This is a genomic window from Paenibacillus peoriae (genome assembly GCF_022531965.1).
GTDB classification, from domain to species: Bacteria; Bacillota; Bacilli; order Paenibacillales; family Paenibacillaceae; genus Paenibacillus; species Paenibacillus polymyxa_D.
Genome location: NZ_CP092831.1, coordinates 4,091,020 through 4,116,261, shown reverse-complemented (window position 1 = coordinate 4,116,261; position 25,242 = coordinate 4,091,020). Strand labels below are relative to the sequence as shown.

Annotated in this window: 24 protein-coding genes and 1 pseudogene; 21 read left to right on the top strand and 4 right to left on the bottom strand. The window is 39.6% G+C overall.

Going from position 1 to position 25,242, the window contains the following annotated elements:
- Positions 1-348 precede the first annotated feature (348 nt).
- The 8 genes from MLD56_RS18310 to MLD56_RS18280 all read left to right on the top strand — a co-directional run bounded on the left by MLD56_RS18310 (position 349) and on the right by MLD56_RS18280 (position 5,781).
- Positions 349-966: a DUF4355 domain-containing protein gene (locus MLD56_RS18310; protein ID WP_241113390.1), complete on the top strand. Its 618-nt coding sequence runs from the start codon at positions 349-351 to the stop codon at positions 964-966.
- Positions 967-993: 27 nt separating this feature from the next.
- Positions 994-1,824 carry a phage major capsid protein gene (locus MLD56_RS18305; RefSeq protein WP_241113389.1) on the top strand — a complete coding sequence of 277 codons (831 nt, stop codon included), beginning with the start codon at positions 994-996 and terminating at the stop codon, positions 1,822-1,824.
- 97 nt (positions 1,825-1,921) lie between these two features.
- The gene (locus tag MLD56_RS18300) at positions 1,922-2,137 is read left to right on the top strand and encodes a hypothetical protein (protein ID WP_241113388.1); all 216 of its coding nucleotides are present in this window, start codon (positions 1,922-1,924) and stop codon (positions 2,135-2,137) included.
- A complete protein-coding gene (locus MLD56_RS18295) occupies positions 2,130-2,441 on the top strand; it encodes a phage head-tail connector protein (protein WP_241113387.1) in 312 nt (103 codons plus the stop codon). Before MLD56_RS18300 ends, MLD56_RS18295 begins: the two co-directional genes overlap by 8 nt.
- A complete protein-coding gene (locus MLD56_RS18290; RefSeq protein WP_241113386.1) occupies positions 2,441-2,728 on the top strand; it encodes a hypothetical protein in 288 nt (95 codons plus the stop codon). Before MLD56_RS18295 ends, MLD56_RS18290 begins: the two co-directional genes overlap by 1 nt.
- The gene (locus tag MLD56_RS18285; protein ID WP_241113385.1) at positions 2,725-3,876 is read left to right on the top strand and encodes an Ig-like domain-containing protein; all 1,152 of its coding nucleotides are present in this window, start codon (positions 2,725-2,727) and stop codon (positions 3,874-3,876) included. Before MLD56_RS18290 ends, MLD56_RS18285 begins: the two co-directional genes overlap by 4 nt.
- Before the next feature lie 63 nt (positions 3,877-3,939).
- Positions 3,940-4,065 carry an SHOCT domain-containing protein gene (locus MLD56_RS26065; RefSeq protein ID WP_346780033.1) on the top strand — a complete coding sequence of 42 codons (126 nt, stop codon included), beginning with the start codon at positions 3,940-3,942 and terminating at the stop codon, positions 4,063-4,065.
- A gap of 90 nt (positions 4,066-4,155) precedes the next feature.
- Positions 4,156-5,781, top strand: a complete 1,626-nt coding sequence (locus tag MLD56_RS18280) for a recombinase family protein (protein WP_241113384.1) — start codon at positions 4,156-4,158, stop codon at positions 5,779-5,781.
- A gap of 58 nt (positions 5,782-5,839) precedes the next feature.
- Here the strand turns inward: MLD56_RS18280 and MLD56_RS18275 are convergent, their stop codons facing one another.
- The 3 genes from MLD56_RS18275 to MLD56_RS18265 all read right to left on the bottom strand — a co-directional run bounded on the left by MLD56_RS18275 (position 5,840) and on the right by MLD56_RS18265 (position 9,970).
- The gene (locus MLD56_RS18275) at positions 5,840-6,127 is read right to left on the bottom strand and encodes a hypothetical protein (RefSeq protein ID WP_165263975.1); all 288 of its coding nucleotides are present in this window, start codon (positions 6,125-6,127) and stop codon (positions 5,840-5,842) included.
- Positions 6,128-6,325: 198 nt separating this feature from the next.
- Positions 6,326-6,874: a T6SS immunity protein Tdi1 domain-containing protein gene (locus MLD56_RS18270; RefSeq protein ID WP_235307344.1), complete on the bottom strand. Its 549-nt coding sequence runs from the start codon at positions 6,872-6,874 to the stop codon at positions 6,326-6,328.
- A gap of 15 nt (positions 6,875-6,889) precedes the next feature.
- Positions 6,890-9,970, bottom strand: coding sequence for a polymorphic toxin type 15 domain-containing protein (locus tag MLD56_RS18265; protein WP_241113383.1), 3,081 nt, complete (start codon positions 9,968-9,970; stop codon positions 6,890-6,892).
- Positions 9,971-10,565: 595 nt separating this feature from the next.
- Here MLD56_RS18265 and MLD56_RS18260 point away from each other — a divergent pair.
- Positions 10,566-10,733: a hypothetical protein gene (locus tag MLD56_RS18260; RefSeq protein ID WP_017426816.1), complete on the top strand. Its 168-nt coding sequence runs from the start codon at positions 10,566-10,568 to the stop codon at positions 10,731-10,733.
- Positions 10,734-10,904: 171 nt separating this feature from the next.
- Here the strand turns inward: MLD56_RS18260 and MLD56_RS18255 are convergent.
- Positions 10,905-11,156 (bottom strand): annotated as a pseudogene (locus MLD56_RS18255) (phenolic acid decarboxylase); the annotation flags it as partial.
- Positions 11,157-11,356: 200 nt separating this feature from the next.
- Between MLD56_RS18255 and MLD56_RS18250 the strand changes: the two are divergent.
- The 12 genes from MLD56_RS18250 (at position 11,357) to MLD56_RS18195 (ending at position 25,195) form a co-directional block, all read left to right on the top strand.
- Positions 11,357-13,597 carry a right-handed parallel beta-helix repeat-containing protein gene (locus tag MLD56_RS18250; RefSeq protein WP_241113382.1) on the top strand — a complete coding sequence of 747 codons (2,241 nt, stop codon included), beginning with the start codon at positions 11,357-11,359 and terminating at the stop codon, positions 13,595-13,597.
- 595 nt (positions 13,598-14,192) lie between these two features.
- Positions 14,193-15,236, top strand: a complete 1,044-nt coding sequence (locus tag MLD56_RS18245) for an ankyrin repeat domain-containing protein (protein ID WP_029515569.1) — start codon at positions 14,193-14,195, stop codon at positions 15,234-15,236.
- Between the two features lie 526 nt (positions 15,237-15,762).
- The gene (locus MLD56_RS18240; RefSeq protein WP_029515568.1) at positions 15,763-16,440 is read left to right on the top strand and encodes a restriction endonuclease; all 678 of its coding nucleotides are present in this window, start codon (positions 15,763-15,765) and stop codon (positions 16,438-16,440) included.
- 43 nt (positions 16,441-16,483) lie between these two features.
- A complete protein-coding gene (locus tag MLD56_RS18235; protein ID WP_049816895.1) occupies positions 16,484-17,362 on the top strand; it encodes a PIN domain-containing protein in 879 nt (292 codons plus the stop codon).
- Between the two features lie 74 nt (positions 17,363-17,436).
- Positions 17,437-18,351: a ParA family protein gene (locus MLD56_RS18230; protein ID WP_029515566.1), complete on the top strand. Its 915-nt coding sequence runs from the start codon at positions 17,437-17,439 to the stop codon at positions 18,349-18,351.
- A 1-nt stretch (position 18,352) separates the two neighbouring features.
- Positions 18,353-18,772 (top strand): hypothetical protein, encoded by a 420-nt coding sequence (locus tag MLD56_RS18225; RefSeq protein ID WP_029515565.1) that lies wholly within the window; start codon positions 18,353-18,355, stop codon positions 18,770-18,772.
- Between the two features lie 4 nt (positions 18,773-18,776).
- Positions 18,777-19,511, top strand: coding sequence for a hypothetical protein (locus tag MLD56_RS18220; protein WP_029515564.1), 735 nt, complete (start codon positions 18,777-18,779; stop codon positions 19,509-19,511).
- Between the two features lie 667 nt (positions 19,512-20,178).
- Positions 20,179-20,646 (top strand): hypothetical protein, encoded by a 468-nt coding sequence (locus tag MLD56_RS18215; protein WP_029515562.1) that lies wholly within the window; start codon positions 20,179-20,181, stop codon positions 20,644-20,646.
- A gap of 253 nt (positions 20,647-20,899) precedes the next feature.
- A complete protein-coding gene (locus tag MLD56_RS18210; protein WP_029515561.1) occupies positions 20,900-21,553 on the top strand; it encodes a hypothetical protein in 654 nt (217 codons plus the stop codon).
- A gap of 191 nt (positions 21,554-21,744) precedes the next feature.
- Positions 21,745-22,050 carry a hypothetical protein gene (locus MLD56_RS18205; protein ID WP_029515560.1) on the top strand — a complete coding sequence of 102 codons (306 nt, stop codon included), beginning with the start codon at positions 21,745-21,747 and terminating at the stop codon, positions 22,048-22,050.
- Between the two features lie 403 nt (positions 22,051-22,453).
- Positions 22,454-23,848, top strand: coding sequence for a TldD/PmbA family protein (locus MLD56_RS18200; protein WP_029515559.1), 1,395 nt, complete (start codon positions 22,454-22,456; stop codon positions 23,846-23,848).
- A 3-nt stretch (positions 23,849-23,851) separates the two neighbouring features.
- The gene (locus MLD56_RS18195) at positions 23,852-25,195 is read left to right on the top strand and encodes a TldD/PmbA family protein (protein ID WP_029515558.1); all 1,344 of its coding nucleotides are present in this window, start codon (positions 23,852-23,854) and stop codon (positions 25,193-25,195) included.
- Positions 25,196-25,242 lie beyond the last annotated feature (47 nt).

The window sequence follows — 25,242 nt, the reverse complement described above, 5'->3', positions numbered from 1 at the left end:
AAATGAGGAACTGGTATGTTTATACCTTTTTTTCAATTTTGTACTTTCTAATGCGTTACATCATTGTCTTGAGCATGATATTCAATATTTTACGGTTCCAGATACATATACGTTTCTGAAGTTAAGGCAAACAACAGGCTTGATGTAACGCTTTAGGCTGTCAAAAAGCCGTATAAACAAAGGGTGAAAAATACCCAAAAGTGGGGAGTTGGTATGTTTGTACCTTTTCCTCGTTTTTGTGATTTCTAAAGCGTAACAATCCTGTCCTGAGCATGACATTAAAAGGCTCCATACATAAGCGTGTTCGGTTCTACTGAGTCGAATGGGCAATAAAGGAGATTAACGAAAATGAAATTGGAACAAGTGAAGCAGCTGATTGAGGAAAACAAAACAAACGAGAAATGGCAATCGTATCTTCAGGGTTTGAATCCATATAGCGTGAAAGGGGTAGAGCAATACATTCAATCCAATCAGGAGGCAAGAAGTTGGTTCGATAGTACGGTGGACAAACGATCAGCCAAATCGTTGGAAACGTGGAAGACCAATCATCTGGAAAGTGCAGTGGATGCTGAGATCAAGAAGCGATTCCCGGCTAAGGATGAGAAAGAAATCGAAGTCGAGAAGCTACGAGCTGAAGTGGAGCATATGAAGCTAGAAAAGCAGCGTGAACGGCTAACCAGCCAAGCGATCAAAATTGCATCCGAAAAGAAACTTCCACTTCCGTTAGTGGATTTTTTTATTGGTGCGGATGAAGATGCAACGACAGCCAATTTGGCCATGTTGGAACAATCGCTGCAATTGGCTATACAACAGCAAGTGGAGCAACGGCTTAAAGGGGATGGCTATACACCTCCAGCTAGTTCAACAGGTAGCACGTTTACATTGGATTCGATTAAAGGGATGTCCCCAAACGAGATCAACCAGCATTGGGATCAAGTCAAACAAGTATTACAAAACAAACAATAATCAACGAAAAGGATAGGGTGATTAGATATGTCAGTACAACATTTTATTCCAACAATTTGGAGCGCACGTTTAAATGAAAGTCTGAAGAAGAATCTGGTGTATGGAAATGTGGTCAACACCGATTATGAAGGAGAAATTAAAGGGCAGGGTTCCACCGTAAAAATCAATTCCATTGGGGCAGTAACGATTGGCAACTATGACAAAGTAGCTGGAATCGGGAATCCAAAGGAACTGGATGCTACGCAAAAGACGCTGGTGATTGACCAGGCCAAGTATTTCAATTTTCAAGTGGATGATGTAGATGCTGCCCAAGCGAATGTGAATCTATTGGATGGTGGGATTGTGGAAGCCTCGTATGGACTTGCCAATGTAGTGGATCAGTATCTGGCTGGATTTTATACGGAGGTCAAAGCTGAAAATACGATGGGTAACGACACCGCGCCTATTGTTCCAACGAAAGATACAGCTTATGATTTACTGATTGATTTAGGCGTACTATTGGATGAGAACAATGTACCAGAAAGCGAACGTTTTGTGGTGGTTCCCGCTTGGTATTATGGCTTACTCTTGAAAGATGCTCGTTTCACCAAAGACCCAAATATTATCCGCACAGGTTATGTGGGAGATATTGATGGTATGACCGTTTACAAATCCAACAATGTGCCGAATACAGGAGGAGTCAAGTATAAAGTCATCGCAGGTCATAAGAGTGCGATTTCGTTTGCCGGGCAAATGGATTCGGTAGAAGCATTCAGACCAGAGAAGCAATTTTCAGATGCGGTGAAAGGGTTGCAGGTATTCGGTGCTAAATGTATCAAGCCGGAGGCTCTTGCTGTACTCACAGCCAATAAGTCTTAATTGAAAGTGGATGAAATGAGAACACATTATAATAGAAGAAACACGTTCAGGGTGTCCGTTTTGGATGCCCATATTTTCGTTTTTGGAGGGTGATAAGATGTGGTTTTTGAATCAAGAAACAGGCTGCACATGGGAAGTCACAGATCAGGAGTTAATGCTGCGTTTACAGGCTAGTGGGCATTATGAGCAAGTGGAGGAACCTCAACAACATAAGACTGAAGAAGCAGCCCAAACGAAAGCACAAACTGTAAGAAATATGAAGCGTAACGAGAAGGCACAGATAAAGGAGGAACAGGAGGCAGCACATGAGTGATTCAGTGAATTTACTTAAACGGTTATTAGGCATGGAACCAACAGACATATCCAAGGATGATATCCTGATCTACTATTTGAATAAAGCAAGGAGTAATATTTATGGCTATTGTAATGTCTCAAAACTGCCAGTGGAATATGATGATGTTATGGTCGATTATGCTGTATATCTCTATAAAAATAGGGATTCGACTGGGCTTATAAATAAACAGGAGGGAGAGCGCTCAGCCACCTATGAATTAGGCATTCCGGCAAATATTCGACTTGCTCTTCCTTTACCTAAAATCAAGGTCGGTACAGATTAATGTTCTATGATACGAAGCTGGAAATTTTAGATGCTGAATTCATATCTATTCGGTCAATGATGGCAGATGTACAACCTTATCGTAAAAGCTTTTTATTTGAAGATGGCTACACACTGGAGACGACATATCGAGCTTTCTGTCCATTGGAATCTTTATTGCTGTCGAACTGCTATATTCGAATTGGCAAGGATGTTTTTATTATTTTGGACATGAAGAAATGGAGCGATTATATGGAGTTGTACCTGTATCGCTGTAAGGCAGATTTTGCATTGGAGGTAGAGAAATGACACGGAGCTTAGAGCCGATGCTTGATTTCTTCCTACGAGAGAAAGGCGAACTTGTGCATATCAACAGTGTAAAGCAGCTTGCTCTGATCCGGGATGCGACAGATACCATTCAAATGACTGATGAAAAAATTATTCGTGCAGCAACACCATTACATACAGGTGATATCGTGGATTATCGTTATGAACGTTATTTAATTACTAGTCAGGTGGATCGAAATGAACAGTCTTGTCGAGGCAGAATGAAAAAGTGTAATCAACGGCTAGCTTTAAACCGGGATGGACAAGTGAAATGGTTTGATGCTGTGGTAGAAGCCAGAACGTTTTTAACGGAAACAGGAAAGGTTATTTCAATACCGGAGGGAAGCATCCTGGTCAGTTTACAGGACAACGCAGATACGAAGGGCATTACATTAAGTCAACGATTTTATATGACTCATCAGCCGTTTAAAGTAACTGGTACTGATCGCACGATGAATGGCATCATTCAGTTAAGCTGCACATTGGATAGCATAAATACAGCTTATGATGACGTGGGAAATAACATTGCAGACCGATGGAAGTACGAGATTGCTCATACATATGCATTACATATTCATCAGGGAACGATGGTCCATGTACCTCTAAACGAAACAATACCGTTGAATGTGACTGCTACGGATAATGGAAATGAGATAGCGAATCCAGCCATAACTTTCATTTCGAGCGATCCGAATGTGGTTAGTGTAGATCAGCAAGGTCAGGTTATGGGCATCGCTTTGGGACAAGCAAGCATCACTGGGAAATTAACGTATCACCCAGCAGTACAAAGTACCATTGAAGTGAGAGTCGTTGAAACGGGAACGCATATCTATTCGACAGCCATTATCGGCAATTCAGTTCTAAAAACAGGCCAAAGCGCCTCATACGTCAGTCATATTTATGATTATGGAACAGAAGTGTTTGACCAGTCGGTGGAATGGAGCCTACGAAATCAAGATGATTCAATTCCGATCATGGGGAGCATAACAGCGAGTACAGGAAATAGTGTAACGATAAAAGCAGGAAGCCGTAGTGGCGCGAACAATAAAGCTCTTGTACTGACTGCCAGCTTAGTAAGTGATCCTAGCATTACTATAGAAAAGACCATTAGCCTTAAGAATTTATTCTAAGCTTTATATCTATCGGCTTGCCCTAGAGGTGATCCATTTTTATTTCAAAGGAGCCATATACATATGCAACGAAAATCTATTGATTACTTGCTCAGTCTGAGCCTATTAAAGCAATTGAGATCACAAAATGTAATTACAGAAGAAGAGTTTTTAGAAATCGATCAGCTTAATAAAAAGTCTTTCAAGTAGCTGTAACATGGACAGAAATGGACTTGATGATGTGCCGCACGCATTATAACATGTGACCGTATAAAGAAGATATCGAAGGGAGAAACACCTATGGTACAAGCCGCAACCGCAAAAAAAGTCGTGATCGTTCCCATTAAAACGATGGACATCGTAGAGGGAATTCAACCGATACAAAAGAAGAAAGTCGCTGCTTATTGCCGGGTCAGTACAGATTCCGAGGAGCAAAAGGAGAGCTATACGAATCAGGTCAATCATTATACCCAATACATTCAAAACAACTTGGAATGGGAAATGGCTGATATTTACGCCGATGAAGGCATCAGTGGAACCAACACCAAAAATAGAACGCATTTTAATCGGATGATACAGGATGCTCGAAATGGTAAACTGGATCTCATTCTGGTCAAGTCGATTTCGAGGTTTGCAAGAAACACACTAGATTTATTGAAATATGTACGGGAACTTAAAAGTCTCGGAGTCGCCGTATTCTTTGAACGGGAGAACATTAATACGCTGGATACAACAGGTGAAGTACTGCTGACCATCCTGAGTTCTCTTGCACAAGACGAGAGCCGAAACATTTCTGAAAACAGCCGATGGGGCATACTGAGAGGTTTTCAAAACGGCAAAGTCTTCTGCAACACCACTCGCTTTCTTGGCTATGATAAGGATGAACATGGTGAATTGGTGATTAACGAGTCGGAAGCAGAGATTGTACGCAGGATATACGAGGAGTATTTAGACGGGAAAAGCTATCAGGCGATTGCCAGAGGTTTGATGCGAGATCACATTAAAACAGTCACGGATGGCGATACGTGGTGGGATTCCTCCATTACCTTAATTCTGACCAATGAGAAATATTACGGAGCCTTGCTTCAGCAAAAGACGGTAACCGTTGATTTTCTAACCCATAAACGGATCAAGAATAAGGGACAAGAGCAGCAATATTTTATAGAGGATAACCACGAACCGATTGTATCCAAGGAAATATTTGAAGCGGTGCAAAAGGAGAAGAAACGGAGAGCCAAGCTGAAAGGGAGTGTGATGGGGGAGAGCAAAAGATATTCCAATAAATACGCACTGAGCAGTAAAGTATATTGTGGATGCTGTGGAGTCATTTTTAAACGCCGAACCTGGAACAGCAATAACCCATCCAAGAAGGTCGTATGGCAATGTCGAACCAATGTCAATGAAGGTAAAGCAGCATGTGCTGCTAAAGCAGTCGATGAACAAGTTGTACATTCTGCGTTTGTACGATTGTTCAATCGGATGTATAAGAATAAGAAAGGATTCATTAAAACGCTGGAAGGCAATATTGGATCGGTACTTTCCAGCAAAGTAGGGCAAGAACAGCTATTAGACATCGAAGGAAAGATGCAACAATTGAAATCTGACTTGAAGGAATTAGTGAATCTGAAGCTGCGGAATCAGATAGATGAGATTGTATATGATGAAGAAACGAACAGACTTTCCAATGAGCTAAATGAGCTACGTCAACAGAAGCTGACACTGGAGGAGGAAGAGGATCAGAATGAGAAAATTAAGGAACGAGTCGATGAAATCATTCAAGTACTAAGCTCATGGCAAGATATACTGGAACAATTTGATGATAACCTATTCAATGCGTTGGTGGAGAAGATAACCATTCTCTCACCAGCGCATTTTGTTTTTACCTTGAAAAGTGGAATGAGCATAGATGAAATTATCGAAGATTAATAGAGTGTTGTTACATGAATTTAGGAACTAGAGAAACTATAGCTAAAACGATCAAAAGCTAACGAGTAACTGTGGGGTGTATGACGGGAAGAATCAATCGAATCCCGTCTTTTACTCCTTCCATATAGATGGATTGTTTGTCTTGGCTTAACTGATAGCCTATGCTTTCTTCCCATTCGGATAGCAGATGTTGAATATCTTCAGTTTGGTTGATTTTGAATTGATCCATTTGAGTGAATAGATTTTTGTCCTCAGATGAGCATGAAGCGTTTTGTTCGCCAGCGAGTTCTAATTGATAAAATCGTTGGCGTAATGCTTCGAGAAACCATTCTGGCCAATTTGACATAAATACATTCTCCCTCCCGTTGTTGAAGTGTGTGTATGTTAACTCTGATGGGGAGGGATGGCAAGTCATTGTTTTAGTGCAGTAAGTGGCTTGCTATGTTACTTAGTTACTAATCTTGAACAGATAAAAGACTTATCCACCTTATAAATCAAGTTGGAATGAGCCTTTAGGAGTATAATAATTTTGAAAGCAATTTTCTTACTCAACAAGACCCGTGAATTGGGTAATCAAATATATGTGCTCAATTAGTTTGACTTTTTCTAGATTTTCTACCTTTTCGGAACCGCCTAATCCTAGAAGTGGAACATAACCAAAGCATTCATCAAATGCTGGTTTTCCGTATTTTTCAATGGCATCAGGATATGGTAGCCAATCTAGATCGTTTTGTAGGGATGAATCATCCTCCAGGTCAGAGAAAAAAAATTCAAACCCAGATGATATGCCATGCATCTTTCCTCTTCTAAAATTAAGTAAAAGTAAATATTTATTATCTTCCCAAATAAGTAGATCTCCCATGGAAGTAGTAAATAAAACCAGAGCCTCTTTGCTTCTCACATACACCTCTTCTAGCAAAGAATGAAATTCATCTGGGTTTACTATTTTTAAATATCCATTTAGGATACTACCAAAGCCATACTGTTTCCAAACTTCTATTAATTGCTCAGGTACTTTACCTTCAAATTTATTAATCAGTTTTTCAGAAGCCTTTTCATGTAGCTCAAAATCATTAAAAATTCCAATATCCATCCTGATCTCCCTCTGTTAATTTGTTAGTTTAATATTTAAATGAGTTGACTTTCTTTCTGCCTCGGTCATAGATTCAGCAGCTGATCTTACATGTTCATCTATTTTACCCGCCCTTTTTTTCCATTGGGAGCCAAGAGAAGAGTTAATCCTTCTATCCCCCACTCCACTGACATGTTCTGGTATACCTCCAGCAATTTGATCAGGATTATGTAATGCCGCCTGACCATCTAGCCATTTACTAGCTTGTTTTTTTGCTTCTTCTTTATCCACTCCTTCTTTTCTTAACTCAGTAACCTTATCCAAGTATGCTTTTTCTCTCGCAGCTTTTTGCGCAGTATCACCTTCGGGTGCTCGTCCTTCTTTTAAATATCTATCTCTATTTTTGATAAACTCATCAACGGTTAAGGAATTAAGTCCTTCCTCTTGAGCCTTTAGCTGTCTTTCAAATTCTACTTTATCATGTTTTGGATTCCTTTTGAAATTGACTTCAACTTCAGAGATTCGGGGAATTTTTTTTAGATTAGCTTTACCCGTCCCCTCAGTTTTAGTTTGACTCGATTTCGGCTCATTCGTTGGCTTCAAGGGTTTTGGTTCTGGAGCATCTTTGGAATTATGATGTTTCCCTTTTCCACCTTTTATTTTTCCCTTACCCAGAAGAGAGCTAATTAGCATCCCAGCTAATGTCTCACCCTCCATGTAACTTTGGCCCTTCTCTAACATCCGTTTATCGTCTTCTTTTAAACCTTTGAGATACTCTTCTCTGGCATTTTCCTGATCCAAAACATAATTTTTAGCAAATACCAAATTTCCCTTTGCCTCTTCATATTGGCCTGACACTATAGTACTTATAGTATCCACAGGATGCTCGATAAGAGCATCTTTTAACTGTTTTAAGCCTTCAACGTTCGCTTGAACTGTTTCCTCCATGCCCTGGAAAAAGAGTGTCGTTTCCTCGCCAAAGCTTTTTTTAGGGGGTTCGGGACGATTAGCTTCCCAGTCACGAATACTTTGCACATACTTTTTTGTTCTCTGTAATTTTTCTTCTTCTGGGGAAAGCGGCTTAGGAGGAGGTTGTTGCTTCATATAATCCCTAATCCATTTTTCACGAACACTTTTAGGAACCTGCTGATACGCATGAACCATCATCTTAGACTCTTTCAGCAAGTTTTGAACCAGCTCCAATGTTCCACCGGAATGAGCCACATGACGAGCACTTGTATACACTTTCCCCAAAATCCACTTGTTATAATAGGCTTCCTGAGCTCGCTCATACTCGTATTGACTGACCAGTCCCTGCATTGTTAAACCAGCCAAGTATTTTAACGGATGAATTCTGGTTCCCTTACCGCCTCCTCCAACCGTAGGTGTCCCTTTGCTCCGAACAGGGATCGCTGCGGTTGCTTTCAGAATGACACCCGAAGCAGGCCCACTTAGTGCTCCTATAACAGCACCAGCCACTTTTCCCATCACCGGAATGGAGCCTAAAAGCTTAGATACCGTACTCATCAAGGCTTTGGCCTGTTGAAGGGCTACCGGACTTGTCACTTTTGCGGTAGGAGTGTTGCTGGATGGAGCTTTGGCTGTTACTGCAGTTTGAGCCGCTTCATAGGCTTTAATACTCATCAATGGAGGCTCAGGTACAGGAGGAAGGTCAGCTACGAAAACTGGAGCTTTTACCGTACCTTCTTGATAAATCACTGGGGCTTTGGTGTCTGTCTCACCATCCAATACCATGCTGCTGGCTCCACCTTTTAAGTATAGCGCCGTGCCAGCTTCCAATGATAGTTCCTCACCTGCACCCAGCTTCACATGACCACCCTGAATCTGCACATTCCCCGGACTGTCAATCGTAATGCCGTTACCTTCATGAAGTGTAATGGAAAATTCACCGGAGGTGGATAGAGTCAGCTCATGCTCAGACATTTCTACGCCGCTACCTTGCACATGTTGCCATACCTTCACATTTGGCTGTCCATTCGCGTGGCGTTGTTGTCGTAATGAATCTGTCACATAGGCATCCTGTTCGTGATGTGTAGGCAGATATAACTCGACTTGTTCCCCGATCTCAGGCATATCGTACCAGCCACTATGTTCTTCAGCTACATATCGAGTTGCTACAGGAAACCAGCAGGCTTTGGCAGGATCTTGCTTTGGGTCGATGTCCAGTTGAAGCTGTACAAAATCATGCTGTACCTTCAGCACCGTTCCTGTCAGCGAAATCCCGGTCGCCTGATCGTTCTCATACCGTGCATAGCGAATATCCTGTTCAGCTTGAAGATCATAACGAGTACGCAGTAAGCCATCTGCTAACGTTGTTACTGCCCGAACCACGACCAGTTCTTTTCCTTGTCCGATGGGTAACGTAATGAGGTCGCCGAGCGCATAGTATTGCAGACTTTCAATCATATAGGTGATATACGAGCCAGCACGTTGTTCTCCTAATTTTTCGGCATCCAGTTCATGAAACGTTTTACGTACTCGATAAAATACATCTCGCTCCACCTTATGCTGCTTGCCTTCCGGCATTCCGAAGAAAACCTTGGGCGAGGCTGCGGTTACCTCTGGCACAAGTACGGAGCCGAAGCGAGAAGCGAGGCGTTTTAAAAACGCCCAATCGGTCTCATCATATTGTAAAACAAATGTCTTTAGTTTGGCATAGTGGCTTACCGTATCAATGGCATCTCCGTACTGATATTTTCGAACCAGTGCTGTGACCAGATCATCATAAGTACGGTGAATATCTTGATAGGAGCGTCTTTTACGTTTAATATCCATCTGGTATGAATGGGAAGCGGCCTCCAGTTCAAATGTATACACGCCTCGCACACAGTGTACGGACATACGTGTAACAATCCCATGGAACAGCCTTCTCAGCGATTGTCCCTGATCATTCAACTGACGAATCACAATCGGCTCTTGCTCCATATTTTGACCGATACAAGCTGCTCCCTGTTCTTCGGAGAGCATGCCACTGATATGTAAATAGACATGATCGTTAATGGTACGTGTTATTTGAAGTTGATCGATGTGTAGGGGCTGAAAGGGACCATAAAAGCGTAGGCTTTCATATCCGATCCCATCTGATAATACGCTCAAGTGAGTTCATAACTCCTTTCTAGATGCGATGGCTGATTACAAAAGTAAAGTGCAGCATTTTTAATTCGAGTCTGACTAATAGAAGAAATGGATGAATACAACTTTGAGTCAAGACCCATATGTATCACTGAGTTTGTTGGGTATAAAGTTACGAGATGTGATATTTAAATAACAGTCCAGCATATGTATTTATCGGTTAAAAGAGAGATTTAGTTTACAGAATGACCCATTGGTTGGTGTATTTACTATGTGTATTTTTGGAAGTAGGAGTATGAGAGGGAAGTGTAACATGAGTTAATATAGGAATATGGTAATATGCAAGTGCCGAGATCGGATACCATTTTTGAACGTAAGGATTTGGAGTTGAACAAAATAAGGTTATTCCCTTCTGTGACGTGCAATCAACTTGCTGTGGTTCAATTACTTTAATAAAACAGATGCAGGGAAGGTCAACATATACCAATGATGTATGTATTTGCGGGAAATAATGGAAGCGATAAAAGTACGATTGAGAACCTGGTTGTTGACCGACTGGGAATTAGCGTAAATATTGATCCTAATGCCCTGCCCAGAGGAACCGAAGAGACTTTCTGAGATGGATATTGTGAACAGACCTGAATTCTCGGAATGGGAGGATAAGCATCATTACAAGCAAGCATTGGAGAATGAAGCTTTGTACTGGCAGGGCATGAAGGACGGAGCACAGTTTGTATATGTTGTATTAGAGATGATGCTTCATGATGAAAAAGAGAAAGAAGAATAGCCAATGGAGATTAGATGGTTATAGAGAACATTAAAAAAGATGCTGGGCACCTACCAACCTGGTCATACCCCTGTCAAGTAGACAGGGTATGACCAGGTTGGTAGGTGTTTTAATTTGTCTTACGTTATGGGACACAGGCTCAGGCTTTTTAGTTCAATTCGCCTTGATTGACTATGCTTGCAACTTACCCGCACGAATATCATCTGTCATGCCCGCGTAAGGTGCCTGGGCAATCAACTTCTCGTTGTTCACACCTGCATTTTCAATGAAAGTAATATATGCGAATTCAGGAACTACATGCTTCGGATAAGTCTCATACTTTTCACGCGATTCTTCCATCAGAGGGATGAAATCATTTTGATAGCGTACTTTAATCTCTGGATGCTCATGCACCCATTTCGGAAAGAAAATAATACCATGCATGGTCAATGAAATGGCTGGATGGGTTCAGTATCGGAGAAGCTTCGCCGAAAGAATCATAAACTTTAAGTCGGTATAAGTCGATTAAATAACTAAGGGCTTATATATACACAAATTTCTATATTAGAACATATCTAGCAGTGAACTTAAGCCCAGGCGTAGAAGCCGTATCTAAAAATAGAATTCATTCCAGGAGGTAAGCTATGAATAAGAGAACAGGCTTTAGATTTTTAGTTGTAATTATGATGATTTATGTATTTACTTTTAATCTGGGTGTGGAAACTGTAAAGGCAAATTCCGTATATTATGTTTCTACAACGGGGAATGACATCACTGGGACCGGTACACTATCAAATCCATGGAAAACCATACAAAAGGCAGCAGATACCATGAAAGCCGGAGATACCTGCATCATACGAGGTGGTACATACCGGGAAACAGTAACACTTCATACTTCCGGAACTTCTGCAAAACCCATAAACTTTGAGGCTTATACAGGAGAGAACGTAACGGTATCCGGTGCCGATCCGGTTACTGGCTGGAAAAATTACTCCGGATCCATCTATTATGCGGAAATGAGGGGTTCCCTTGGAACAAAAAATCAGATATTTGTTAATAAGCAAATGCAATTTGAAGCTAGATGGCCCAATTCATCAACACTTGATCCCTTAAATTCAACATATGCAACAGTTGATTCCGGTTCCACTACAACCATCAAGGATGGAAACTTAACTCATGCACCTGGATACTGGGTTGGCAAAACGGTTTGGAGTGTTCCGGGAACAGGCTACAAATCTTATAAAAGTACCATTACCAGCTCAAGTGACGGCTCCATTACCTTTGATCAAATAGATACTGCAGCGACAGGCGGTAACAGCTATTATATTACTGGTAATCTTGAAGATCTTGACAGTGCGGGAGAATGGTATTATGACAGCACTACTGGCAGACTTTATTTATGGGCACCTGGTGGAGTTGATCCGAATACTTTGACAGTAGGAGCAAAGAAGCGGACTTATGCATTTGATTTAAGTTCCCGATCTTACATAAATATTACCGGAATTAATATCTTTGCCTCCAGCATTAAAATGTCGAATTCTAATTACTGTAAAGTTTCTAATATGATTGCGGAATATGTCAGTCATGATTCGGATGTTACGAGACAATACAGTACAGGGATATTTATGTCCGGTACCAATAATGAGCTTAGAGACAGTACTTTGACCTACAGTTCCGGTAATCTGGTGAGTATAGAGGGAACAGGAAATAAGGTAATTAATAATCTTATTCATGAAGCAAATTATTCGGCAGCGGATATTCCGGCAATCTATCTATTGGGGGCAAACCATCTAATCAGTCATAATACGGTATATAACGCTGGGCGTCATCTGATATTTATGCCTACCCAAAACAGCCAGATACAATATAATAATCTGTACAATGCAGGAAAGCTGACAAAAGACTGCGGAATACTCTATGAATTTGCCTGGGATGGGCAAGGGACGGTAATTCATCATAATTACATCCATGATAATCTGGCAAAGAATTATTCCGGCACTGGTATCTATCTGGATAACGGTAGCAAGGGCTATATTGTGCATCATAATGTTGTATGGGGAAACTATACAGGGATAAGATTGAATACACCCAGTAATTTTAACCTGATTTATAACAATACCACCTACAGTAACGGAAATGTAGGATATTGGGGAAGTAATTTTCAGTCAGATATGTGCGGCGACAGAATTTTCAACAATATCTTTACTACAGCCTTTACACTGCCTGGTACTCATATAGAGGGAAATAATATTACCTCAGAAACCAATCCGTTATTTGTGAATCCCACAGCATATGATTTCAGGTTGCAGTCTACTTCTCCAGCTATTAATGCAGGGGTTGTAATATCTGGAATCACGAATGATTATGTTGGTGCGGCACCGGATATTGGAGCATATGAGTTCGGTGGGACTGACTGGACTGCCGGGCATGATTTTTCTTCACCTCCGGACCCGGTTTTTGAGAGTGTCAGCTTACTTTATGTTAATAACGTAAGGCAATCTGATTTCGAGAAAGGGATAATCTCACCATGGGCAGCAACATATTCAGATACTGCTGCAAGTGTATCGGTACCAAGAAGCGGCTCTAAGAGTGTTAGATTGGGACCCGGAGAAGATGGTATCGAGCAGGTACTTACGGGGCTAAGTCCTAATACCAGCTATATGTGTACCGCCTGGGTTAAGGCAGACATAGGAGAGCGGATTCAGATTGGCGTTAATGGCTTTGAAGGAACGGATGCATCCGCAACATCTGACAGTACATCCTGGACAATGGTAAACATTCCTTTTACAACCGGAGCAGGCGCTACCAGGGCAACAGTGTATGCTTACAAGAATCCTGGTACAGCATATGTTTATGTGGATGATTTTGGGGTAGTTGAGCAATAAATTATTTTACTGGTTTTATGTTTGACAGGATTGTCAGAAAGTCATAAAAACCAAGACTGCCTTGGGGCAGATGGATCAGGAGGGACACTTTCAGTAGAAAATAAAAAAAGAAAGACATAAAGACTCTGATCTAAAAACGATAGATTTTCCGCCAAGGGGCGACCAGGCCTTAGGGTCATCATTTTTGTACACTCAAGGCATGTGGAGTGCGTGGTAGTAATATATCGAGATCAGAAGCATTGATGTACGAGGGTTTAAGACACTTGATTATGTTCCTGCATTCAAAAAAACGCTTTAGGGTTAAGTGCGGGAACATATTATTTTTATTCAAAAGGCATGCGGAGTGTTGTATGTTTCTGTGAGGTAATAATAAATAAGTAACATATTTACCTTTGTGGATTTTAAATAAAATATAGATTCAACCTTCACAGGATGGAAGCTTGGCGTTAAATGGCTTCAATTTCAAGAAGGCTAAAACTCCAAATTCACACAATTTAATTGAATGGGCTCAAAATCAGTTTGGTTTTTTACTGGGTGCAGGAATTTCATGCTAATATACTGAAATAGAGAAGGTATAGTCATGGAGGCATGAATTATGAAAAGTGTGGACAATTTAGTTAACAGCATTGTCAATGAATCTGTGGTTAAAGGGAAAACATATATTTATTTAATATCAGGCACAGAGAATTCGTTTACCAGTGGGTATTATAGGATTGTTGAAAATGAAGTCTCATATGTTAGTGATGTAACTGTTTTTCTTTTTGAAAAATATACAAATGAGATTGAGAGGATAATGATCGGAAAGGGGATTCTTTGTATCAAAGTGGAAGCTGGGAAATTAATCGAATATAGTATTGTCAACGATATGAATCCAGAGCTTTTTGATAGTGATGTCTTCGAATTGATTATCTACCAGAGATATGATTTGGAACCGGAGGGAGAGGAAAGTAAAGTAACCTTACGGAAATCATTAAAGGCCGAAAAAATTAAAGAAACTCTAGTGTTTGCATGCTATATGAATGATATGGAAGGAATCAAGGAACTCGTTGCGAACGCAAGTAAGTCCAATTTAGATAAGGTTTTGAAATATCACGGCACAGCTTTGCAGTTTTGCTGTAAACACAATAATTTAGAGGCATTTAGACTTTTAGCAGAAAAAGGGGCAAATGTAGGAAAACGTGCGTTGGCTGAAACACCGCTTGAAATTGCATTTAGATATTCAAGTGATATTGTGAATTATATACATACGGAATATGCGGATATCTATCAAAAAGAGGTAGAAAAGAAGGGTTTCGGAATCGCTCTTCATTGTAAAGATGAAGCTCTGTTAAATGATATTTTAGAGCTGGGCTGTGATGTGAATTTCGAAAAGAAACCGTTTCCCCCTTTACATAATTTTGCGGATTGTAATAACGTTTTGGGTATTCAATTCCTGTTGGATCATGGGGCTAATATTGAATGTAGGAACCAGTATAAACAATCAGCCTTGCATAGAGCTGTCAGCAATGGAAATGCAGCAGCAGTTGAAATCCTATTAAGATATGGGGCCGACATTCAGGCTAAAGATGATAATGGAAAAACACCTTTGGAATTGGCTCGGGCACGTGAAGACAAAACAATATTTAATATGATGGAATGATGTAATTGTAAATATGATTTAAGGAATTTCTTTGATAGCCGATCTAGTATGAATAAATGGTGGGATTTCTCGGAGATATTAGGGGGATATAGAGAGTTTCTTTGAGGTTGTAAGAAGATTAATTCAAAAAATAGTGTTGCACGAGAATAATAATCGAGTGGTTGAGAAAAATCCTTCATCATGGTCGGAATGGTTTGAGGGATATGCGATGATGTTGTGGGAAACTGTATGGTTTGAAAAAATAGAGAAGCATATTAGATGAATAAGGTTACAGAAGGCTCTGTCAAGCCTCATTAATCGGGATTAAAATGGAATTTAGCAAAAATTATATAAATACTCTAAATTAGGTCCTTAGTATTAACTAAGGGCTTTTTTTTGTTCCATATATCCCCATGAATATGCTATAGTGTAAGAAATAAAGAAGATTTATGCAGAATTTAGTAGGGATTTGGCTTTTTTTATTTCCTTGGTCGTGGGTATATAGTCCTTTGATATAAGTTGAGATATTTCAATGAGGTGAAAGTAAGTGGCAAGAACTTATTATGCAGAAGGCAGGCAAGTTGCTTATGTATTGAGAGGGTTATTTATTATAGTCGGTCTTACTATTTATTTTAAAATACCTGGTCTACATTGGGGGTACCTTTTTGGCATCTTACTTGGCTCTGTGATTCTTGGAGAAATATTTGGATCGATGTGGACACGAAAGCAACGACAGAAAAAGAAAAGTAAGGTCGCTGGTACGAAAAAAACTGGTAGGAGTAGAACTGCTAGCACGAACAATGGGGTAAGCAAGGCAAAAGGGAAAATAACGAGCAAAAAACTAACTGATGCACAGATTCTCCAAGCTAATGTAGATACACTATCAGGAACAGATTTTGAACGATTAATGGAGCTTTATTATATAGATCAAGGTTACTCAGTACAGCGAGTTGGTGGGTCAGGCGATCATGAAGTTGATTTGATTCTCAAAGGCAAGGAGGGTTATAAAATCGCAGTTCAGTGCAAACGTTGGAAACGTGATGTCGGGAATGATATTGTACTCCGGCTCAAGGCTGGGAAGCAGGTACATGGTTGCTATGATGCTTGGATTGTGACGACGAGTAATTTTACAAAGGCTGCCAAAGAGGCGGCAGATAGGTTGAACATTAAATTGATTAATGGGCTTTCCCTAGATGGTAGGCTAAAGAGGTGGAAAAACAAATAATATGGAAAAATAATTTATCATACCAAACTAAGGAGTGATTATGTTGAAAATAATTATTGATACTAATATTTTATTGGACTTTTATCGGTCCAAAAATGAAAGTTTAGAAGTATTAAAATTATTTAAAGAATGTCCCGATAAATTAATTTTCCCAATGCACATTTACGATGAATATAGGAGAAAAAGATTAGATGAACTCGAAAAAATTTTAAATGAAATTAAGCTTGCGAAACAAATCCCGTTTATAAATAATTCAGTGTTAATAAATGAATTACCAGAAGTCAAAGAAATAAATGCTATAAAAAAAAGTTATAATGTGCAACTCGGTAATTTAATTGAAAAAGTAATAGAGATAAAAAAAGATAAATTAAAAGATCCGATTTATAAAATAATCGAGCAATTTATTCAAAATGAAAAAATAAATAAAATAAGGGTTACGAATGAGATAGTAGACGCGGCAAAGTATAGACAGTTGAAAGGCCAGCCTCCCGGCGAAAAAAGCAAGTTTAATGTTGGTGATCAAATAATATGGGAATCTATTCTATCAAATGTTAATCAAAATATAGTTTTGGTTACTAGAGATGACACTTACAATAATAATTATGAAATACTTGCAGAAGAATTTTACGAAAGAACAGGATTTAATTTTACAATAACGGATAAGATTACGGATTCATTCGAGAAATGTGGAATACGTCCTAAAAAGAAAGTAAGAGAAATTGAAGAAGCGCAAATTAAGTATCTAAAAGAACACCTTTATAGATATCAATCAATTCCATCAACAGTGCATGTTAAGGATGGAACTTACAAAGTTATTAGTGGCGATCTAAAGGTTCCTTCAGAGTTGAATATTCTAAAGCAGATGGACTTTATTTCTGATGATTCTTATATACAAATTGATAAAATAATAAAAGAAGACTAGTACTTGGGCAGACTTAATTTAGTGGTTTACTGATGAATGCAATCGAATATATCTGAAAAAGGAGAACGTTACTAATGAAGGACGATAAAGCAGTAGTTATTTCTATATTAAACATGAAGGGTGGAGTCGGTAAGACTACGCTCACAAGTAACTTAGCACTTGAACTATCCGAACAAGGAAATAAAGTGTTAATATTGGATTTAGACCCACAATTTAATACTACTCAAAGTCTTTTTAAATATAAATACGACTCCATGAATAAATATTTTGAGATGAAGGAGGGGTTACTGACTATTAGCACATTATTTATGGATACGACTTCTGGTGTAGCTAGACAAATATTTGCTAAAGTAGAGCTACAAAATATTATACATAAGTTAAAAAAAAATTTGCATATAATACCTGGTGATTTAAGCTTAATTGCCGAAGTCAATGATTCCTCTATTAATAGACTAACTAGACATCTGAATGAATGGAGAATTTTTGAAGTGTATGACTACATTTTAATTGATTGTCCACCAACTTGGGGGAAATTCACAACGACAGCTTTAACTTTATCTAATTACTATTTAATACCAACTCGTTTAGATGAATTCTCAACAATCGGAATTACTATACTAGCTGATAAACTTGAAGAGTTGGTTTTATCAGGTAGAACATCAATTAAGTGTCTAGGAGTTGTTTATATGATGCTAGGAAAAACTTCTCGTAAGTTAGGAGTAAGTAGAGATCAGGAAGGATATAAAAATGTTATAGAGAAGTTTTTTAATGAAAGTGTAAATGACCAAAAATCAATGTCAGAACGTGTAAAGTCAAAAGTCGAACCTTTTGAAACTAAAATTTATAATTATCAAAAAGTAAGTCACAACTCTTCAATTTATAAAACTTATGATAATTATCCTCAATTAATGTTATCAATCAGAGATTTGGCCATTGAAATGACTTCACGAATAAGCAAAACCGGGTACTTTGAAATAGGAGGTGAATAGTGTGGATATAATTGAGGTGAAAATGTTAGAAAAGACTCTAGCTGATAAATCAATCAATGTAAGCCAAAAACAGCTTTATTTTTTTGGTTCTGTTACTACAACGATACTTTCAACTGATATTTTTCCAAAAAATTTAGATTTGAAAGAGTATATAAAAATTTTTGAAGAAGGTGCTTTTAAAAAAAATGAATTTAAGGATTATTTGTATTTTTCTAGAACTTTGTTGTTATCAAGAGTTCTTCGGTTAATTAGTGATAAGAATGAATTTCTTTCAATGAACAATTTCATAGACGGGCACTTGAATTTTTTGAGGAAAAAATTATCTCTTGCAGAACCTACTAATACTAATGCTAAGAAGATCAAAGATAATAAGCAAAATAATTTGTTGTCGGATATGATTAATAAAGGAAAAAGGGATTAATAGCATGACTAGAATATTAAATACTCTATATCAGCAGATCAACTACGATTACAACGTGTTCATTGAGTTACTTGGTCTTAAACAATCTTCGTTAAGTTTTTGTGATGACCTAGAGTTTATTCACCGGAAAATGTATTTACTTAGGGAATTAGTATTATTAAAATCAGATTTTCTTTCTGTAGAAGCGCGTCTTTATTTTAATGAGACTATAGCTGATATTGCTGAGGGGATAATGATTCTTTCGAGAGGAAGGATAAAAACATCAAAGATGCTATTACGCTCTTCAATGGAAACTTTTATGAAATCAGTATGCTATAGTTTAGGCATAAGCGTTAATAATAATTTTTCAACTAACATAGAGTTTATAAGAAAAAATGTGGTTAATATCCATTATAGTTTTCAAGGAAAAAGACAAAGGAATATTCAAAATTATTTCATAAAAAATTTGGAGAATGTTTTAAAACAAGAATTATACTGGCCCATATGTAATTATGTGCATTCTAATAATTGGGAATTACTTTCAAATGAAAAGTTCTTAATAGATATTCTAAATTTAAAAGTGGATGATAGCACATTTATTGAACATGCAAAGGTGATTGATAAGGTTTTAGAATATTTATTGTTATTATTATTGTTATCAAGCAAAAAATTTTATATTGGACTTGACTCAGAAAAGGTTTCCTTTGCAATAAAAAGTCTATCTGAATTCAATCAATCTGTATTATTTTATGAGGGGTAGTATGTTTTTAAAAAATACTTATATAAGTATACTATAACTTTTAAAGAAGGCATTCTCTTTATGACTGTGTTTTGAGAATTACCAGTATTATATAAGGTTGGTGGCTTAGTATATTTGAAATTAATGAATTCTTATACAAAAGAGATGTAGCATCGTATTGTTCAAAATCTGCAATTATATTTACAGGCGTACTTATAGTATATTTTCTTCTGGCCCAATCTCCGTTGTTATTTGAAAATAATATAATATCAATAGGTATATTGGTGATTTCTATTTATTTTTTTTATAAAACGCAGAAAAGAGAAAGGGTTGGTATTTTTTTTAGTGTTTTAATGTTCAGTTTTTTTTCTGTTTTTCTCCCTTTATTTATATCTGTACAAAGTTTTAATATTATAAATTTAATCAAACCATCTCTTTTTTATGAGTACGCTTCAAAAGGTCAATTTAAAAAAGAAATTATTATCACAAAAGAAAATTTAGATAAGAATGATTTGGATAAAATAATAATGAATATACAAAAAAAACTGGAAACAGTAAAACTCTTTCTGATAGAAGGGATGTTTATTCATTTTTAAATAATAACTATGATATTGCATTTCAAGAGTTTGGAAATAACACTAAAATTCAGAAGAAAATATCTGAAATCAAGTGGAGCACTGCTGATGTAATGGAATATATTAAACGGTTAGCATCCCTAGATTTTGTTATCTTTAAAACATCGTTTTATATTTCATTATTACTAATGGGATTATACGGGCTCCATAAATTTAACGTAAGATTTGAATTATATATATGCGCTGGAGTTATTTATACTGTATCAACTTTAGGGATACTATCTAACGATTTAACGTCAATTATTTTTTTCCCTGGGGCATCAAAGCAACAAATTTCTGATAATGCTGAATTTTTAAATGTTATAAAGGAATCTATATTAACACTTATTATATTTGATACCCTTAGAGAGATCATAAAGACAAAGAAAGAAGAATCAAAGTCAAAAGTGTCAGAAGTAGTAGAATCAAAAGCAGTAGCCATAAATTCTAGTGAAAGAAAAAATAAAAGAGCCTGTACTGGAATTATTCCACATAATAAAAGAACAAGAAGAAAACGTGCTGCACCCAAAAATTCCAAGTAAAGTAAAAATGATTTACAAGTTTCAAGGCCTGGCAAACTGATGCTGGGACTTTTTTGCATGCATTCATGTAGTATTCTAAACATAAACGCCACATCCTTAAAAACAATTTTTCGAACTTAACTCTTGTGATGAGAATGTATGTTCGGTACAATTAAAACGAACGTTTGTTTCTGCTTATTGCATAGAGACAAGACCCATCAGGATGGAACGTTCACAATCATATTACTCAGACCATTAAACAGGAGGCTAAAATTTGTCCACTAATCAAACACGAAATCAATACCAAATCAAACTGTTTCATTTTAATGAGATCACTCATGTAGGCAATCAACTTAAAGCACCGCAATCCAGCACTCGTATCATCACCGTATCGAACAGCATCTATCTCGACCAACTCAAGCGAATCGTAGCAGAACGTGATCCTTCCACCGATGTTACCGAAGTCATCTTTATGCTCAAAGCTGATCAAATTGATGAAGATGATCCATGCCAACTTGCTTTGTTTGAACGTATGTTACGAGAGGGCATCTACTATAATGGAGAGAAATATGTCCGTTCGATCAAGTCACCTGCGATGGGACGTACACAAAGAACAGAATTTATCCAAGAAAAGTATGTTGCTGATTTGTATAACCATATTACACTCGGTAAAATGCCACCACTCACCAATATCCATAAGTGGGAAGCAGCATTGGGCGTAAGTCGTTCTGCAGCACAACCAGTTCCGTATATTCCAGGTATCGTCGTCATTCCAGATTATGAAAAGGAAACAATCATCGAGGATGTATGGAAAGTGGAAAAGTGTGCTGAAGATTTGGAGCAGCAGAAGTTGATATTCGATGAAAAGACGAAGCAACGTGAATATTTCAAAGTGAAGAAAGAATTAATCCAAGGAACAATTACATAAGTTAGAACGTATACCGAATAAAACGATCTCGTGGAATGGCCGTACAAAGTCTGTTCCTGATCAAAATGAATCTAGAAACAAAATCTTTGTGTGAAGCTAGAATATTATTTAATTCATCTAATATTACGTATCCACGTACCACATCCGGTATCATCCTTTGCTACACTTTGATTAAAAAGGAGATGATAACTTTGGATACCCAACCCAAGATACTAAAGAGCGTGGAACATACAAACTTATCTGAAAATACGGCTAAAGAATACGAAAGTTTGGTACAGCAAGAAGACGAACACATAGAGAGACTTAAAACATGCACAAAGCTCATTTGGGATGCGCTAGCTATTATTTCTCAAAAGGCAAGTGTACTGCACATGGAAACCGTCAAAGAAGCAGCAGACCATCTTCATATCATGGAACTGGATTTACGAAGAGAACTGTTTAAGGTGCGTTTGAAAAAAAGCATTTTGGCAAACAAAATGAAGCAAACCCAAGCATAGCAGCGGAGGGGACGGAATCGTTCTGAAGAAGCGGAGCGTTCGCCTTTGAACCCGGATTTGTACCGTTACAAATATAATCAAAAAAATCTGGGGGCAACAGCGATCGGAAGAATGATCCGTCCACGTAGCGTCCTTACATGCACATACTTGCTCAATCCACCCAGTAATCAATTTTCTCAAATAACCCGACATGACCCTTCACGGTCTGATCGGGTTTTCCCATTTTCCCTCTCCAATCCCTGCGTCTAAATCTTCACGCCCCTCCCAACACTCGCCACCCAGATAGTTACACCCACTCCCAACATCATGTATAGTAAAGTTATGGGAAATAAACATGAACCCGCATATTATCTTGATTGCTTAGACGTACAATATGAAACATGGCAAAACGAGGAGGAACGTGATGATACATCCAACACAGATTCAGGATATGCTGCAAGCCGCGCTGGAGACGGGCGGAGACTTTGCAGAGGTGTTCGTCGAGGACCGTACCAATGGACAATTGGGCATGACCGGGGGCGTCGTGGATACGGCGCTGTCAGGCCGGGATTTTGGGATTGGCATTCGGATCATGAAGGAGCATTTTTCGGTGTATGCCTACACCAGTGATATGAGCGAACAGAGCCTGATCCGACTGGCCAAATCGGCCGCCAAGGCCATTCGCGGCGGTGGAGCGCCAGGTACACATGCAATTACACTCCATCCCCATACGATCCCTAACCAACATCCGATTGCGATCATTCCTGACGGTTCACAGAAACGCGCCAAGATTGACATGATGAGAAGGGCGCATGAGGCGGCAAGCCAATACGATCCTTCCATCACGCAAACCTCTGTAGGGATTAGCAACTCGATCCAGAACGTCTTAATCGCCAATAGCAACGGGCTGCTGGTGGAGGATACCCGTACGTATACCCGCATGAGAATAAGCGCGATTGCGACTCATGGAGAGCATAGACAATCCGGGTTCCGTGGGCCGGGAGCGTATGCAGGGACTGAATTCTTGGAGAATCTGAATATCGAAGAAAATGCCAGACACGCTGCTCGTATTGCCACCACGATGGTCAAAGCGGGATATGCTCCTAGTGGTAGACTGCCTGTTGTAATTGAGAATGGCTTTGGCGGCGTTCTTTTCCACGAGGCGTGTGGACACGGGCTGGAATCTACGGCGGTGGCACATGGAACTTCCGTGTTTGCGAATAAGATCGGGCAGCAGGTGGCTTCACCGCTGGTTACAGCTATAGATGATGGAACGATTCAGAACGCGTGGGGCTCGCTCAATATCGATGATGAAGGAGCACCGACACAGCGCAATGTACTGATCGAGAACGGCATTTTAAAAGGATATCTGATCGACCGTATGGGCTCGCGCCAGATGGGTGTACCTGCGACAGGATCAGGACGAAGACAATCCTATAAATTCGCACCTGCATCCCGTATGAATAATACGTTTATTGCGAATGGTGATTCGACTCGTGAAGAGATCATTGCGAATACGGAGTACGGGATCTATGCCAAATCGCTGGGCGGTGGTTCGGTGAATACCTCGACAAGCGAGTTTAATTTTGCGGTTGAAGAGGCGTACATGATTCGCAACGGCAAAATTGCCGAGCCGGTCAAAGGCGCAACGCTAATCGGCAAAGGCATTGAAACCCTGCAAAATATTGATATGGTCAGCAACAATCTGGATCATGGTCAGGGAATGTGCGGCTCAGTCAGTGGAAGTCTTCCGGTCAACTGCGGACAGCCGACAATTCGAGTGTCCGAGATGACTGTAGGCGGACGAAAGGGGGAATAGGCGATGAATATTCAGCAGTTTCAGGAAGCATTGTTCGCCATAGGCCGGGAAATGGGCTACGCGGATATGGAAATCTACTATGTAAATGGACGTTCTACCTCGGTAAAGGTGCTAAAGGGAGAGATTGACCAATATACCATCGTTGAAAACGGTGGACTTTCCTTCCGTGGTGTCATTAACGGCAAAATGGGCTACGCCTCTACGGAAAAGCTTGAACTGGATGTGATCGACTTTTTATTGGAGGAAGCACGTAGTAACGCGGACATATTGGAGAGCGAGGAGCAGGATGAGCTGTTTGCAGGCTCAGAGAGCTATCCTGAGCAGCCTGCCTATGCCTCAACGCTTGCTGACACAGTTCCTGAGATTCTGATCGAAGCGGCGCTGGAAATGGAGCGTACAGCGCTTGCCGCAGACCCACGGATTGTGATGGCTCGGCATTGCTCGGTCAGCATTCGTGAGAATGAAGTCCTGATTGTGAATACCAAAGGACTGCACTGCCATCGTCGTAAAAGTCTGGCGACCGCATATGTGTATGTGATTGCAGCGGACCATGGCGAGACGGTTACCGGGGGCTGGCATGATTATTCGCTGCGGAGTGTGGAGGAAATCGATATTGTGGATGTGGCGCATAAAGCCGTACAAGAGGCCGTTTCCAAGCTGGGGGCGCACACGATTCAATCGGATAACTATCCGGTCATTTTCCGTCATGATGCAGCAGCGCAATTGCTGGCTGCGTATACGTCGGTATTTTCAGCGGAATCGGTGGATAAAGGCTTTTCGCGATTAGCTGGGAAACTAGGGCAAAAGGTGGCTAGCGAGCGTATTACGCTGATTGATGATCCGCTAATGGAGAACGTTCCGGCAGGCAGCACATTTGATGCGGAAGGCAGTGCGACATGCCGCAACGAGATTATCAAGGATGGCGAACTGCGGACGTATTTCCATAACCGCAAGACGGCCCGTAAGGCTGGGGTGGAAAGTACCTCTCATGCTTCCAAGGGCAGCTATAACGGTAAAATTGGTGTGTCGTATCATAATCTGTATGTGGAACCAGGCACGTCTACGTTGGAAGAAATGATTCGCAAGACGGATCGCGGGTTGATGATCGTTGAGCTGCAAGGACTGCATGCAGGTACAAATACAGCGTCTGGTAACTTTTCGCTAGCTTGTTTGGGATACTGGATTGAGCAGGGGCAGGTGGTCAGAGCGGTCAATCAGATTACGGTATCGGGCAACTTCTTTGACGTACTACAGCAGGTAGAGGAAGTTGGCAATGATTTGCGTTTTACAGGAAGCTGCACATCTCCTTCGCTCAAGCTGGCTGCACTCTCGATTTCAGGCTCCTAATGGCTGAAGCAGCCTGCTTTTTTTCAGACTTACGACCTGTTCCTGAC